Origin of the sequence: Paenarthrobacter sp. YAF11_1, assembly GCF_052113445.1 — a bacterium.
Lineage (GTDB): Bacteria > Actinomycetota > Actinomycetes > Actinomycetales > Micrococcaceae > Arthrobacter.
This window is the reverse complement of the sequence record NZ_JBFRDF010000021.1, coordinates 1-16,101: the sequence shown is the minus strand read 5'-3', so window position 1 is coordinate 16,101 and position 16,101 is coordinate 1. Positions and strand designations below refer to the sequence as shown.

At 64.1% G+C, this 16,101-nt stretch carries 8 protein-coding genes and 1 tRNA gene; 6 read left to right on the top strand and 3 right to left on the bottom strand.

Features of this window, described 5'->3' with window-relative positions:
• Window positions 1-106: 106 nt before the first annotated feature.
• From AB4Y77_RS21890 to AB4Y77_RS21880, 3 genes are all read left to right on the top strand, one after another.
• Window positions 107-892 carry a VOC family protein gene (locus AB4Y77_RS21890; protein ID WP_311214989.1) on the top strand — a complete coding sequence of 262 codons (786 nt, stop codon included), beginning with the start codon at window positions 107-109 and terminating at the stop codon, window positions 890-892.
• A 163-nt stretch (window positions 893-1,055) separates the two neighbouring features.
• The gene (locus AB4Y77_RS21885) at window positions 1,056-1,547 is read left to right on the top strand and encodes a septum formation family protein (RefSeq protein WP_311214990.1); all 492 of its coding nucleotides are present in this window, start codon (window positions 1,056-1,058) and stop codon (window positions 1,545-1,547) included.
• 182 nt (window positions 1,548-1,729) lie between these two features.
• Window positions 1,730-6,265, top strand: coding sequence for an ExeM/NucH family extracellular endonuclease (locus tag AB4Y77_RS21880; protein WP_442015341.1), 4,536 nt, complete (start codon window positions 1,730-1,732; stop codon window positions 6,263-6,265).
• A 114-nt stretch (window positions 6,266-6,379) separates the two neighbouring features.
• Here AB4Y77_RS21880 and AB4Y77_RS21875 read toward each other — a convergent pair whose 3' ends face one another.
• Complete coding sequence (locus AB4Y77_RS21875) at window positions 6,380-8,386, bottom strand: FAD/NAD(P)-binding protein (RefSeq protein ID WP_442015340.1); 2,007 nt, start codon at window positions 8,384-8,386, stop codon at window positions 6,380-6,382.
• 60 nt (window positions 8,387-8,446) lie between these two features.
• Here AB4Y77_RS21875 and AB4Y77_RS21870 point away from each other — a divergent pair, with 60 nt between their 5' ends.
• Complete coding sequence (locus AB4Y77_RS21870; protein ID WP_442015339.1) at window positions 8,447-10,714, top strand: prolyl oligopeptidase family serine peptidase; 2,268 nt, start codon at window positions 8,447-8,449, stop codon at window positions 10,712-10,714.
• Between the two features lie 153 nt (window positions 10,715-10,867).
• A tRNA-Ser gene (locus AB4Y77_RS21865) sits at window positions 10,868-10,955 on the top strand.
• Between the two features lie 38 nt (window positions 10,956-10,993).
• Here the strand turns inward: AB4Y77_RS21865 and AB4Y77_RS21860 are convergent.
• Together AB4Y77_RS21860 and AB4Y77_RS21855 are read right to left on the bottom strand one after the other, a co-directional pair.
• Window positions 10,994-12,427 carry an MFS transporter gene (locus tag AB4Y77_RS21860; RefSeq protein ID WP_442015338.1) on the bottom strand — a complete coding sequence of 478 codons (1,434 nt, stop codon included), beginning with the start codon at window positions 12,425-12,427 and terminating at the stop codon, window positions 10,994-10,996.
• Between the two features lie 158 nt (window positions 12,428-12,585).
• Complete coding sequence (locus tag AB4Y77_RS21855; protein WP_442015337.1) at window positions 12,586-14,766, bottom strand: RecQ family ATP-dependent DNA helicase; 2,181 nt, start codon at window positions 14,764-14,766, stop codon at window positions 12,586-12,588.
• Between AB4Y77_RS21855 and AB4Y77_RS21850 the strand changes: the two genes are divergently transcribed.
• A partial coding sequence (locus AB4Y77_RS21850; RefSeq protein ID WP_442015336.1) for a phosphomannomutase/phosphoglucomutase occupies window positions 14,684-16,101 on the top strand: 1,418 nt, incomplete at its 3' end. The genes AB4Y77_RS21855 and AB4Y77_RS21850 overlap by 83 nt on opposite strands.

Sequence of the window (16,101 nt, the reverse complement as noted above, 5' to 3'; positions counted from 1 at the left end):
GAAGATCATTGAAAGTGTCAGACCCCCCGCATAGTGTTCTGTCTGTCTCCACACCATTGACATATGCCGTAGCTTTCGCCGCGGAATAACAACAGGAGCCTGACCCATGCCTAAGCCTGACATCACTCCCGGTGCACCCTGCTGGATTGATCTGATGACGTCCGATACTGAGAAAGCGAAGACGTTCTACAACGCGCTTTTCGGATGGACGTATGAGACCGGGGATGAGGAAAAGTACGGCGGCTACATCACGGCATTGAAGGACGGTCGGATGGTGGCAGGCATCATGGCGAAGCAGGCTGACATGGGTGCCATGCCGGATGTCTGGTCCACTTACCTGCGCACCGATGACATCAAGGCAACCACCGAGGCAGCCGCCGCCCACGGAGGCCAGGTGTATTTGGAACCCATGGAAGTCCCGGAGCAGGGCAGCATGGCCATGTACGGTGATGCCTCGGGCGCGTCCATCGGCGCCTGGGAGTTCGGTGAAATGACGGGCTACGAGCTGGCGGCTGAGGCCGGTGCTCCCGCGTGGCATGAACTCCTTTCCAAGGACTACGAGGCAGCAGTCACCTTCTACCAAAAGGTCTTCGGCTGGGACACGGACGTCATGAGCGATACTCCGGAGTTCCGGTACACCACCCTTGGCGCCGGAGACGACGCCAAGGCCGGCATCATGGATGCCTCCGGTTTCCTTCCGGAACAGGTCCCCTCCATGTGGAGCGTCTACTTCGCTGTGGAGGATACGGACGCCACCGTGGAGCAAGCCACGGCCTTGGGCGCCACCATCACACAACCTGCAGAGGACACTCCGTTTGGTCGTTTGGCGACGCTGCAGGACCCCACGGGAGCTGTCTTCAAAGTTATCCAGGACCTGGGCCAAACGGCCTAGGTTTCATCACATCGGGCCTGCCCGGCTGCCCCCTACCCAGGGGTGGCCGGCCGGATCCGCTCATTGCCGGCGTTGGGGGATCAGCCGGCGTGGGTCCTTGTCTGGTCCCCCACTGTTGATCGCAGGCCTGTTGCCTGCTATCCCCCGGGGAATGAGGACCCACATGCACCACTTTTCACGCCCACTCAGGACTGCCGCTGTTCTGGGCATGGCCTCGATCGCACTGGCGGGCTGCTCGCTGATCAGCAGCGGCGACGCCAAGCGGGACGAATCAGGAAAGCCTACGGAATCGTCCAAGGCCGATGCCTTCAAAGTGAAGTTGGGCGACTGCATCGCCAATCCGGACAGCCAGGAAGTTATGGATGTCACCATCATTCCGTGCGATCAGAGCCACGACCTCGAGGCCTACGCGCTGACCAACATGGACGCGTCCACGTTCCCCGGCGACGCTGAGGTGGGTGCCAAGGCTGAAGAGTACTGCGGAGCCCAGTTCGCGCCGTTCGTTGGCTTGCCGTTCGAGGAATCCGAGCTGGACGTCACTTTCCTCCACCCCACCGGTGATTCCTGGAAAAACGGAGACCGGGAGATCGTCTGCCTGATCGGTGGCGCAGCAGGAGCCGCCACCGCAGGGACCCTCAAGGGCGCCGCGAAGTAACGCGGGAGCACCGAGGGAACCCTGCGGCCACCCTCGGTCCACCTCCCATTCATTCCATCGTGTTCTGCTATGCCCGAGCACCAGGTTTACCCCGGAGTAACTTCCGGAACAGCGCCCACTTCACAAGATTGCGGGCGTCGTCCAAAGGGCCCCACAGGGTCCCCTAATGAAAGTTAGAGCGGATGCAACAACAACATTGGAAAGTACTGGCAGGAACGGTCTTGTCAGCGGGGTTGCTTGCCGCCCCGCTGACGGCCGCGCCTGCCATGGCAGCGGATGATCCGTCCGCCCCTGCCGGCTCATCGCCGGTAGTCATCAACGAGGCTTACCTCAGCGGTGGCAGTGCCGGCGCCGCATTCAAGAACAAATTCATTGAGCTCTACAACTCCTCGGATTCACCCGTCAGCCTGGCAGGTTGGTCGCTGCAGTACCGTTCAGGAACAGCCACCGCCGCACCCACGGGGATCACTCCCCTGACCGGCAGCATCCCCGCCAAGGGCTACTTCCTGGTCCAGGGAGCCACCAACAGCGGAACCTCCACCGCCCCGGCACTACCCACGGCCGATGTCCAGGCCACCGGAACGCTGAACCCCAGCGGCACCACGGGAACGCTGGTCCTGGCCAAGCAGGCCACCGCTGTGTCCCCGCTGCCGGCTGGATCAGTGACGGGCAACGCCGCCATCGCCGACCTCCTTGGCTATGGCACCTCCAACACCTTCGAGACCGCTGCGGCAACTGCGCCCAGTGGAAACTCGGACGTCAAGAGCCTGAACCGGACCAACGGGGCAGATACAGACTCCAACGCCACAGACTTCAGCCTGAACGCCACCATTACGCCCACGGCCTCCAATGGCGGCGGGACGCCGCCCACGGATCCGGAGCCGGAGCCCGGCGTCAAGACCATTGCCGAAATCCAGGGAACGGGTACGGTCAGCCCCTTGGCCGGCAGCACCGTGACCACCCGCGGCAAGATCACCGCCCTGTACGCAACCGGCGGGTTCAACGGCTACTACGTCCAGACCCCCGGAACTGGCGGCGATACTGCCGGGGCGGCCAGGACGTCGTCGGACGCTTTGTTCGTCTACTCACCCTCGACCACCGGAACCGTCCAGCAGGGCGACTATCTGGAACTCACAGGTGTCGTCAGCGAATTCGCCAACCAGACCCAGCTCACCGTTGAAGCTGCAGGGTTGACGAAGCTCACTGAAGCGGCCCCCGAGGTCAAGTCCACGCCGTTTGCGTTGCCGGCGAATGAGGCCGCGAGGGAAAGCCTCGAAGGCATGCTCGTGGCTCCCCAGGGCGACTTCACTGTCACGGATAACTACTCCCTGAACCAATACGGCGAAATCGGCCTCGCAGCCGGGACCTCGCCTTTGGTCCAGCCCACCGCAGTGGCGGTTTACGGGTCACCGGAGTACGCCGCCGTGGTGGCGGACAACGCGCTGCGCGGCATCAAGCTCGACGACGGCGCGTCCACCAACTTCCTCAAGGACGCCACCACCAAGGCCCAGCAACTGCCATATCTGACAACCTCGGATCCTGTCCGCGTGGGTTCGCCCGCACAGTTCCGGACCGACGTCATCCTGGGCTACGGCAACAACTCCTGGAAGTTCCAGCCACTCACCGCACTCAACGCGGACAACGCTGACTCGGTCCAACCGGCCGGCTTCACCGCCACCCGGCCCGAAGGTCCCGCTGATGTGGGAGGCAGCCTCAAACTGGCGTCCTTCAATGTGCTGAACTACTTCCCCACCACCGGTGACCAGCTGGCAGGCTGCGTCTTCTACACTGACCGCGAGGGCAACCCGATCACGGTCAAGGAAGGCTGCAACGCCCGCGGTGCTGCCAATGCGGAGAACTTCGAGCGCCAGCAGGCCAAGATCGTAGCGGCCATCACCAAGTCCGGTGCCGACGTCGTATCCCTCGAGGAAATCGAGAACTCCGCACAGTTCGGCAAGGAGCGCGACTACGCGTTGTCCAAGCTGGTAGAGGCCCTCAACGTCAAGGCACCTGGCGTGTGGGACTACGTACGCACGCCCGCCAACGCTCCCCCGCTGAGCGATGAAGACATGATCCGCACTGCGTTCATCTTCAAGAAGGCCGTGGCTGAGCCTGTGGGCGAATCCATCATCCACAACGACACCGTGGCTTTCGCCAGCGCACGCAAGCCGCTGGCCCAGGTCTTCAAACCGGTTGGCGGAGCCGATGACAAGAAGTTCATCGCGATCGTGAACCACTTCAAGTCCAAGGGCTCCGCCGCTACTCCGGACGATACCGACAAGGGCCAGGGCGCCTCGAACATTGCCCGCACCAAGCAGGCTGAATCGTTGCTTGCCTTCTCCAAGGATCTCCAGGCGTCCAAGGGCACGGACAAGGTCTTCCTGATCGGTGACTTCAACGCCTACGCCAAGGAAGACCCCATCAACGTCCTCACCGCCGCCGGCTATTCCGACCTTGAGGTGGGCACCGGCAAGCACTCCTACCTGTTCGGCGGCATGGTGGGTTCCCTGGACCACATCCTCGCTTCCCCTGCTGCCGCCAAGGCCGTCACTGGCACCGACATCTGGAACATCAACTCCGTGGAGTCCGTCGCGCTGGAGTACAGCAGGTATAACAACAATGTGACCAACTACTATGCCGCGGACGAGTTCCGGGCCAGCGACCACGATCCTGTGGTGGTGGGCCTGAACCTGACCACGGAAGCACCCGCAAGCGTTGACCTGCAGTTCCTGGGGATCAACGACTTCCACGGCCGCATTGACACCAACACCGTGCTCTTTGCCGGAACGGTGGAGAAGCTCCGCGCGGCAGCTGCCCCCGGCGCTACGGCCTTCATCTCGGCCGGCGACAACATCGGCGCCTCGCTCTTCGCTTCTTCAGTAGCGAAGGACCAGCCCACCATCGACGTCCTGAACGCCCTGGAGCTCCAGGCTTCCGCTGTGGGCAACCACGAGTTCGACGGCGGCTGGCAGGACCTGCGCGACCGCGTCGTCGCCGGAGGTACCAACGCAAAGTTCGCGTACCTCGGTGCGAACGTCTACCAGAAGGGCACCACCACTCCAGTTTTGCCGGAGTACAAGGTCCTGGACATGAACGGGATGCGGGTAGCAGTCATCGGCACGGTCACCCAGGAAGTTCCTTCCCTGGTAACGCCGGCAGGCATCACGGACCTCGAATTTGGGGATCCTGTGGAGGCCATCAACCGAGTTGCAGCGAAGATCAAGGCTGACGATCTGGCCGACCTGATTATCGTGGAAAACCACGACGGCGCCGCGTCCGGCACTCCTGAGGGCGCCACGCTGGAGCAGGAAGTTGCCGCCGGCGGGCCCTTCGCCAAGCTGGTCAACGAAACCACTCCAGACGTTGCTGCCATCTTCACCGGACATACCCACAAGGAATACGCCTGGGACGCACCCGTGCTGGACTCCAACGGCCAGCCGACCGGCAAGACCCGTCCCATTGTGCAGACCGGAAATTACGGCGAGAACGTGGGCAGCGTGACGCTCACAGTGGACACCGCCAGCAAGTCGGTGACGGCGTACAAGGCCGCAATCGTGGATCGGACCACCGAGACCGCCGAAAGCCTGGTTGCTGCTTACCCGCGGGTGGCTGCAGTGAAGACCATCGTGGACAAGGCGCTGGCCCAAGCTGCTGAAATCGGCAACCAGCCCGTTGGCGCAGTGACCGCCGATATCACCACCGCCTTCACCCCGGATCCTGCCGGCGGCGCCCCCAAGCGGGACGACCGCGCGAACGAATCCACGCTGGGCAACCTGGTGGCGGATTCCCTGGTGGAGACGCTCAAGGCACCCGAACTGGGTGCGGCGGAGATCGGCGTCGTGAACCCTGGCGGCCTGCGTAACGAGCTCTACTACGCCCCGGATGGCACCGTCACTTACGCCGAAGCCAATGCGGTCCTGCCGTTCGTGAACAACCTGTGGACCACGTCACTGACAGGTGCCCAGTTCAAGACACTCCTGGAGCAACAGTGGCAGACCAACGCTGACGGCACCGTGCCCAGCCGGCCCTACCAGCAGCTTGGCCTGTCCAAGAACGTCAACTACACCTACGATGCCGCCCGTCCCGCAGGCGACCGGGTCACCGGCATCTGGGTGAACGGCGCCGTCATCGATCCCGCGAAGCAGTACAAGATCGGCACGTTCAGCTTCCTTGCCACCGGTGGCGACAACTTCCGGGTCTTCAAGGAAGGCAGCAACACCAAGGACACCGGATTGGTGGATCGCGACGCCTGGATCAAATACCTGCAGGAGCACAAACCGGTGTCGCCGGACTTTGCCCGTCGTTCAGTCGCCGTGGCGAACTCCACCGCAGCCGAGGTCAAGGCAGGCGAGCCCATCGCACTGGCCGTCTCCAAGCTGAACCTGACATCCATCGGCAGCCCCGCCAACGCCACCCTCAACGCGGTCTTTGTTGACAGCAAGGGTGCGGCGGTGACGCTCGGAGCTGTTCCGGTGACTGCAGGTGCAGCCACGGTGGACCTCAAGGTTCCCGCCTCGGCAGCGGCCGGCTCCGGCACGTTGGTGCTCACCGCCGTCGAAAGCGGAACCGTGGTGAAGGCGCTGGTGACGGTTGCTGAGAGCGGCCCGAACCCGCCACAGTGCACCGCACCTGCCAAGCCGTCCAAGTGGTACGACATTGTGGGGTGGCTGCGGTACGCGTTCGCCTGGTTGGAGTACCAGAGGTGCCTGCGGGGCTAGCAACCCCCTGAACGCCAAAAGGCAGGGCCTTCACGAACTTTCCCTTCGTGAGGGCCCTGCCTTTGTGCTCGCTGATCTTTGTGCGCGCTGTGTCGAACCGTAGCCGTGCGTGGCTCAGCGGGCCAGAATGCTGCGGGCAATCTCGTCGGCATCCCGGAGGGTCCGCTGTCCGCTGGCGTAGGCCGGTCCGGTCCGGGGCCGGGCTTCCGCGGCGATGGCCGTGCCCCACTGCACCGCCGAGAGTTGAAGACCCAAAACATACAGGTTCTTTGTGACGGACCCGTTTGCGGCCAGGGGCCTGTAAGGATGCGGCTCAACGTCCAGTCCTGTGGTCTGCACAGGCGCGCCCTCGCCGCCCATCATGATCTTGGTCCGCACCAGGCCATCAGCCATCAGCTGCTCCAGCAGCGGGGACACGTTCCTGCCCACCCTGTTAGCCGGCGACATCGCCTCGATCAAGGTAGGTGCTTCGGCCGGGGCATCGTGCACCCACGGTGAAACCGCCCTGAACACCTTGGCTGCCCGGTCCACGCTGAACGCCGGGTCGGGTCCCACGAAACTCACGACGCCGGCACGCGCCAAAGCGGCCAGCTGCTCCGAGCGCAATGCAGGGGCCCCGCTGGCCAGCCCTTCGACAAAGGACTCGAACCAGCCACGCAACCCTGAGAGCCACGATTCGTCCGTGATGCCGCCATCGGCCACCACCGATTTGAGGATGGCCCGGCCGGTGTGGAGCGCACCAATGGCCATCTTGACGGGGTCCGCCTCGCCGAGGGCGGATCGCCGCGCATCATCATCCAGGTAGGCCGTGATGGCCGAGTCCAGCTCACGTCGGGAGGCAAAGGTGCGTCCTGCCAATGGAGCGGCAAGCCCGCGGAGGTTCAGCCGGCGGGAGGACACAACGTGCTTTTCCACGAGGTCACCCACGCTGGACTCCCAGTGCGTGGTGGTGTGCGCGTGCGGTTGGAGCGCGTCCTCAAGATCAGCGAGGAACTGCGCAGGGTCCTTGATGGCCGTCGGCTGGGAGCGGGCCAGCGTTGAGTAGTATGCCCACAAAGCGTCGCGGTGCAACAGCGGCCAAAGATCATGGTCAAAACCAGGTTGGATTCCCGCTGCACGGAACACGTCCACGGCGTCTTCGGTCAGGTACCGCATGGTGATGCTGCTCGGATAGTAGCCGTCCAGGCCGGCCTTGGCCCGGTACGGCGTGCCGCGGCGGGAGGCGGCGATGATTTTCGGCTCGCGCCCCGAAGTCCGATACTCCAATACCCCGGCTCCCGGCGCACCTGCATCAACAAACTTGCCACCGCGCCCCTCCGTCAACTGGCCCATGACGTCAAAGAAATTCAATCCCATGCCACGGACCAGCACGGGTTCGTTATCCGGCACGGTTTGCCAGTCAACGTCGGCCGGCGGTGCGGGCGGGAAATACAGCAGGCCCTGCTCGTCAGCGGCGCGCTTGAATGAGCGCTGTTCCGGATTCAGCCGGGACTCAATGTGCCCCATGGCGAGGACCACGGAGCCGACCGTGAGGGTGACGCCGTTGGCGAGTTCGACGTCGAACCCGTCCGCCATAGCGTTCGCAGCGCCGTCCCCCGCGCGGTTGGCCCTGCCCTCCGCACTGTTGGCCCTGCCCTCCAACCGAGGGCGAGCCGCCACGGCGGTCGTCTCATGGAAGGTGACCTCGACGCCGTCGGGAAGCCGTTCGAGCAACGCCGCCAAGGTTTGGCGCAGATACCTGCCGTACAGCGCGCGGCTGGGGAAATTGTTCGACTCGAGGGTGGCCAACTCGGCCTTCTCAGCGTCGTTCAGTTCCGCGCCGTCACGACGCCGGGCCTCACGCCACTGGTCGAAGGAACCACCTGCCAGCGGCGCGGCCAACATAGGGTCTTCGGGGATGAGCGTCGGATAGAAAGACTGGGTGTTCATCAGGTACAACCGCGACTGCTCGGGCTGCCACACGTGGCCCGATCCGGCCGGGAAAGGATCCACCACATCAAGGTGCAGGGTGGTCCCCGGAGGACTCCCGGCAGCCCAATTCGCAAGCAACCGCTCCAGGACGCTGGTACCCCGAGGGCCGGCCCCAATCAGGGCGACACGGTTGGTTTGCGATTTAGCCACGCTCAAGCCTAACTTCTGCGTGACTTGCTTACGGCAGAACAGTGTTGCTTGGATGGGGCGATGACCACCACAGAAGCTGATCAGACGCCACTTCCCGAGAATGACACCGCCAGCCCCTCCGGGCCGCGCCACGCTGCGGACGTGTCGCCTGAGCCCACGGATGAAAACGTCTGGCTTGAGGAGATCCACGGCGAGGAACAGCTGGCATGGGTCCGCGAACAAAACGCCCGCACCGAGGAACTGCTCGAGGACGCCGAGTACGCCGCTGTTGAAGCCGGCATCCTTGAAGTCCTTGACTCAACAGACCGCATCGCCATGGTCTCCAAGCGGGGCGGCTACTACTACAACTTTTGGAAGGACCAGGAACACCCCAAAGGCCTCTGGCGCCGTACCACCTGGGAAAGCTACCTCACCGAGGAACCCAAGTGGGATGTCCTGCTGGACATCGATGCCCTTGCCGCCGCCGAAGATGTGGAGTGGGTCTTCCATGGCGCCGGTTTCCTCCGGCCGGCCGATGGCGACGAATACCGCCTGGCCATGGTCTCGCTCTCCCCCGACGGCGGCGACGCGGACCGCCACCGCGAGTTCGACGTCGAATCCCGCACCTTCGTGGAGGGCGGCTTTGACCTCCCCACGGCCAAGGGAAACGTCAGCTGGTTCGACGCCGACACATTGCTGGTGTCCAGCACTGCGGAGGGACTGCCCGCAACCACGTCCTCCTATGCACGGACCGGCGTGAAGCTGCGACGCGGACAGACACTGGCCCAGGCCGAGCGGCTCTTTGAGATTCCCGAGGACCACATGCTGGCCATGGTGGCCCATGACTCGACCCCGGGCTACGAGCGGACCTTCGCCGTGGACTACATCGATTTCTACAACCGGAGCACCTGGCTGCTGAGCGAGGACTCGTGGGTGGCAATCGAGGTTCCCACCGACGTCAACATCAGCGCCCACCGCGACTGGCTGCTGTTCCGTCCGCAGAAAGACTGGGACGTTGACGGCTCCGTGTACCCGGCGGGGTCCCTGCTGGCGGCCGATTTCGAGTCCTACCTTGCGGGGTCCCGTTCGCTGCTGGTCCTGTTTACTCCGGACACCCAGACGTCGCTGCAGTCCTGGAGCTGGACCAAGGACTACCTGCTGCTGAACCTCCTGCGCGACGTCTCCTCGGAGATTCGGGTGCTGGACCCGTCCACTGTCGACTCGGCTGGTGCGTGGGCATCCACCCTTCTGGATGCGTGCCCGCCGCTGCACGATGTCAATGCCTATGCCGTGGACGACGAGGACCAGGGCGCAGCCGGCAACGATTTCTGGCTGGTGGCTACCGGCTTCACCACTCCGACTACTCTCACGCGGGGGGCGCTTACGCGCGGTGGTGACGGGCAGTCCGCCGGTGGTGCGGGCGACGCCGATGGCGAGCAGTCCGGCGGCGTGGAGAGCCGGCACGCAGAAGTGAAGCGGTCGCCGTCGTTCTTCAACGAAGCCGGATACGAGGTCCAGCAGCACTTTGCCGTCTCTGCCGATGGAACGAAGGTTCCATACTTCCAGGTGGCGTCCAGGGATCTGGTACTCGATGGCCAAAACCCCACGCAGCTCTCCGGCTACGGTGGGTTCGAGATCTCCCGGACCCCCGCCTACAGCGGATCGATCGGCCGGGCGTGGCTTGAGCGGCGAACAGTGGGCGTTTCCTCCGAGGACGGCTCCGGCACGCACTCGCGCGGCGGCGTGTACGTAGTGGCCAACATCCGGGGCGGTGGCGAATACGGGCCCTCATGGCACCGGGCTGCCCTCCAGGAAAACCGTCACCGCGCCTACGAGGACTTCGCTGCGGTGGCCCGTGACCTGATCTCCCGCGGCGTGACCAGCCGCTCGCGTCTGGGCTGCGTCGGCGGCTCCAACGGCGGGCTTCTGGTGGGAAACATGCTCACCCAGTACCCCGAACTGTTCGGTGCCGTGTCCTGCGGCGTGCCGCTGCTAGACATGCGCCGGTACACCAAGCTCTCGGCCGGCTACTCGTGGATTGCCGAATACGGGGACCCCGATGTCCCCGCGCAGTGGGAGTTCATCCGCACCTTCTCGCCGTACCACCTGCTGCACGACGGCGTGGAATACCCTGAGACGTTCATCTGGACTGCCACCTCCGATGACCGTGTGGGACCCGTCCAAGCCCGCAAGATGGCTGCACGCATGCAGGCCATGGGCATCCCGAATGTGTGGTTCCACGAGGCCCTGGAAGGTGGCCATGCCGGCGCCTCGGACAACAGGCAGGCGGCGGCGTTGCAGGCGCGGAGCAACCACTTCCTGTGGCGTTCGCTGGCCGGAAGCAACTAGTAGCTCCGACCCGCCCGATTCGCTGGTTCGCTGCCTGCCAGGCCGTTCGCACGGCCCGTCCCGCAGCGAACCAGCGAAATGGGCGGGAGAATGGCCGCGTTTTGCGCTCGACGGCACGTTCTGCGTATCCTTGGTGGGCTAGCAATAGCAAAGGGAGACGTGCCAGAGCGGCCGAATGGGCTTCACTGCTAATGAAGTGTGGGGCACAACTCCACCGGGGGTTCAAATCCCCCCGTCTCCGCGAACAGGTCCCGGTTTTCGAACCGGGACCTTTTGCGTTTAACCCCGTTTGGCGCCGCCGCTGACTTCAGCACCCGCATGACGGTGGAGGGTGAGGCTGTCTACAGTGCTGATCAGCATCAGAACAGCCATGGCGACGAAGGCTCCCTTGTAGGCCGCCACCTGATCAGGACCGAACACCTCGGTGGCCTCAAACAGGCGCAGGAACAAAGCACCCACGGCGATCCCGGCCGCTGCCGCCAACTGAACCAGCGTTGCCGAGATGGCGTTGGCCGAGGGCAACTGCCCCGGAACGATGTCCGCGTACTGTACCGAGGCGTAGGCGGAGAAACCGATGGAACGGAACGCGCCGCTGAACAACAGCAAGGCGAAAATGAGCGGCTCGGGTGTTTGGGCGTCAAGAAAGGCGCACATCGCAAACGTCACGGCCGACGCGAACGAGGCAAAAACGAGCACCGGCTTGAACCCGAAACGCTTGATCAACGGCGTAGTGGCTGGTTTGATTCCAATGTTGCCCACGAACACCGCTGCCACCATGACACCGGCCTTCAGTGGATCCCAGCCAAAACCATCCTGGAACATCAGTGGCAGCAGGAAAGGGACCGAACTGATGGTCAGCCGGTAAATGAAACCCCCGGTGGATGTTGCCCTGAAGGTCCTGGTACCGAAGACGCTGAGGTTGAACAGGGGAACTTTCGCTTTGCTCATCCACCAGACCGCGCCTGCGAGGGACACTACCCCGGCAAAGACAACTCCTGCGGCCAGGACGTTTGATGCGTGCCCACCCAAGGTCTCCAACCCCACCACCAAAGCGCCTACGCCCAGCGTTGTCAGCAACAGTCCGAACCAGTCCAGCCGGCGCTTCCCGTCGAGCTGTGTCCGCGGCACCAGCCTGAGGGCAGCGATGAAGGCGGCCAGCCCAAGCGGAATGTTGATGATGAAGATCCAGTGCCATGACAGGAAGGTGGTGAGCGCCCCACCCACCATCGGCGCCAACACTGGAGCAAGGAGGCCCGGCCACACGAGGTAGGCGGTGGCCCGGAGGAGTTCGGACTTGGGAGTGCCCCGGAGCACCACCAGGGTACCCACGGGAACCATCATGGCTCCGCCCATGCCTTGCGCCACCCGGCTGAGCGTGAGCATGGTCAGGTCCGTGCTGATCGCGCAGAGCAGGGAGGCAAGAGTGAACACGGATATCGCGAGACAGAAAATTGTGCGGGCACCGAACCGCTCCGCCAGCCAACTGCTCAACGGAATGCCCATGGCGACCGTCACCAGGTACGCCGTCATGGTGATATTGATGTCCGCCGGCGCTACCCGGAAATCGGAGGCGATGCTGGGAATGGCCGTGGTGAGGATGGTCCCGTCCAGGAACTCCATGAAAAACGTTGCAGCCACCAGCAGCGCCAGGCGTGGCCGCCACGTCGTCTGGTCGGAGGCATCGACGTCGGTGTTGCTCTGGTTTGCGCTCATGGCTCCGGTCCGGGTTTTAGCGTATGCCTGCGACGGGCAGCAGGCTGTTTGCTTGATCCTATAGAGGCAGCGTGGGAGCGATCACAACATGACGTCGTTATGCCTTCGAGTGGGCCAGCGCATTGCCCGGTTTGGGCGGCACTACCCGTGTGGCGGCACTATCCGGCTTGGGCCAGCGCCAGCGGCAGTACCGCGCTCACGCCGGCTTGGCGCAACGCCCTGGCCGAGACCGTCATGGTCCAGCGGCTGTCAATGAGGTCATCGACCAGCAGCACGGGTTGGCCACCGAGACCTGCCAAAGCCTGGGCGAGATCGGGACCGACCACAAGCCTGTCCCAAACCCCTGCCAGCCGGTACGCACTGTTCCCTCCACGTGCGCCGGTGGGCCCGCCGTGCTGTGGTTGCAGTTGTCCGAGGTAGGGCATCCGCCCTATGCCCGCTATTCCTTGAGCCAAGGACTCAACCAACTGAGGCTTGCTCCGTGACGGAACACTGACCACGGCTGCAGGACGGCCGACTCCGCTCCACGGAGTCCCGCCCTCAGCACCTGACCATTCGCGCAGTACCTGGACACATGCCTGCAGCATGGCAGGGTCTACTGCCCGGTCCGGCGCCCCGGCGGCGAACAGTTCGCGGAGCGACCCACCCCAGCCAAGGTCGGTGAGCCTGGCAAGAATCCGCCCCTCGGACACGCTTTCATCAGGCTTGATCTTTCCCTTGACCGCCACTCCGAGGCGGTCCATTCCACTGGGCCATTGAAGGCGTGGTTCCACGGCTATTCCGGCCCGGCGCAGTGTCTGCCCTGCGGCGTCGGCGGCGGAGGCTGCCACGTCCACGGGGAACCATCGGCCAGCGCAGTTGTCGCAGCGCCCACACGCGGCAGCCGTTTCGTCGTCCAACACTGAGGTGATGTATTCCATGCGGCACCCGGCGGTGTCCTGGTAGATGACCATGGAATCCTGCTCATCCACCCGCGCTTCGGCGATCCGTGCGTAGCGTTCGGCGTCGTAGTTCCACGGGAGCCCGGTGGATCGCCAGCCCCCACCAACGCGTTCCACGGCTCCATCGACCGCAAGGACTTTGAGCAGGAGTTCCAGCGGTGTTCGGCGAAGGTCCACCCTGGCTTCCAGAGCCACCGTGGACAGCGCTGAACCGGCCTCGCCGAGGACAGCGAGGACAGCGTTCGCTTTCTCGGCCGACGGCATGGAGGCCGTGGCGAAGTACTGCCAGATTTCGCGGTCTTCGGAGCCGGGAAGCAGCAGGACATCTGCGTTGGCCGCTCCACGTCCTGCACGGCCAACTTGTTGGTAGTAGGCCACTGGCGACGACGGCGCGCCAAGGTGGATGACAAAGCCCAGGTCAGGCTTGTCGAAGCCCATCCCCAGCGCGGACGTGGCCACGAGGGCCTTCACTTGGTTTTCCTTTAGGAGTTGTTCCGCACGTTCTCTGTCGGCAGGATCAGTGCGTCCTGTGTAGGAGAGGACGTTGTGCCCGGCCTCGGCCAGGAGTCTGGCAGTATCTTCAGCCGCCGAGACCGTGAGTGTGTAGATGATGCCGCTGCCAGGCATATCTGCCAGGTGGGTCAGCAACCACCCCAGCCGGTCCCGGGAATCCGGCAGTGTCAGGACGCCGAGCCGCAGCGATTCACGGCCCAGGGCACCACGGATGGTCAGTACTCCATCACCGAGTTGCTCCTCGATGTCGTGGACCACCCTGGAATTGGCAGTGGCTGTGGTGGCCAGGACCGGAACGGACGCTGGCAGCTGAGCGATAAGGTCCGCAATCCGGCGGTAATCCGGACGGAAGTCGTGTCCCCAGTCCGAAATACAGTGCGCCTCATCAATGACCAAAAGGCCGGTACGGCGGATGAGTTCCGGGAGCTGGTTCTCCCGGAAGGAGGGGTTGGTCAGCCGCTCGGGAGAGACCAGGAGGACATCCACCTCGTCAGCGGCCAGTTGGGCCAGGACGGTGTCCCATTCCAGAGCATTGGCGGAGTTGATGGCCACAGCCCGCACTCCTGCCCGTGCGGCTGCGGCAACCTGGTCCCGCATGAGCGCCAGCAGCGGCGAAACAATCAGAGTGGGGCCCGCACCCCGCCTGCGCAGCAGCAGCGAGGCAACGAAGTAGACAGCCGATTTTCCCCAACCTGTACGCTGGACCACCAAGGCCCGGCGGCCGGCATCAACCAACGCTTCGATGGCCTCGTACTGGCCGTCATGGAACTGGGCCTCCGGGTGCCACAGTAGGATTGAGCGCGTGACTAGCGAGCAGAACAAGACATTCGACCTCTCGGCATCCTTTAAGGCGTATGACGTCCGAGGGATCGTTGGTGAGTCCATCACGGCTGAAATCGTCGAGGCCGTGGGTGCTGCCTTCATCGACGTCCTGGGCCTTGAAGGCGAGACCGTCCTGGTCGGAGGAGACATGCGTCCTTCCTCGCCGGAGTTCAGCCAGGCCTTCGCCAACGGTGCAGCAACGCGCGGAGCGAACGTCCTTCTGCTGGATCTGATCTCCACCGATGAGCTCTACTACGCTTGCGGTGCGTTGAACGCYGCCGGTGCCACGTTCACGGCCAGCCACAACCCGGCCGAATACAACGGCATCAAAATGGCCAAAGCCGGCGCCCAGCCCATCTCCTCGGAGTCCGGCCTGAAGGAAATCCAGGCCCTGGCCGAGCAGTACCTGAACTCCGGGACCATCCCGGCCGCGGGTACGCGCGGCGAGATCGGCGTGCGTGATGTGTTGAAGGACTACTCGGAATACCTGCGCCAACTGGTGGACCTTTCGGGCTCCCGTCCGCTGAAGATCGTTGTCGACGCCGGCAATGGCATGGCAGGGCTGACMACCCCGGCRGTGCTTGGCGACAAGCTGCTCCCGGCGCTGCCGTTCGAGATTGTCCCGCTCTACTTTGAACTGGACGGCTCCTTCCCCAACCACCCGGCCAACCCYYTGGAACCGGAAAACCTGCGCGACCTGCAGGCCGCCGTCGTCAAGCACGGCGCGGACATCGGCCTGGCGTTCGACGGCGACGCTGACCGCTGCTTCGTGATCGACGAGAAGGGCGAGTCTGTCTCGCCGTCCGCGATCACCGGCATGGTSGCCCGCCGCGAAATCGCCCGCGCCCAGGCTGCGGGGGAACAAACTCCTGTGATCATCCACAACCTCCTCACYTCAAAAGCCGTCCCGGAGCTCGTCGCCAAAGATGGCGGCCGTGCGGTGCGGACCCGCGTGGGACACTCCTTCATCAAAGCCGTCATGGCCGAAGAAGGTGCCGTGTTCGGCGGGGAGCACTCCGCTCACTTCTATTTCCGGGACTTCTGGAACGCCGATACCGGCATGCTCGCCGCCATGCACGTCCTTGCTGCCCTGGGCGAGCAGGACGGTCCGTTGTCCGAGCTCGGCCGCCAGTACGAGCCCTACGTCTCCTCCGGCGAGATCAACTCCGAGATCGAGGACAAAGCAGGCGCCGTTGAACGCGTCCGCGTCGACTTTGAAACCGAAGACRTCGACATCGACCACATGGACGGCAGCACCTTCACGGCCAAGGACGGCAGCTGGTGGTTCAACCTGCGCCCATCCAACACCGAACCCTTCCTCCGCCTGAACGCCGAAGCCAAGGACCAGCCCACCATGGAAAAGATCCGCGACCGCGTCCTCGCACTGGTCCGGGCATA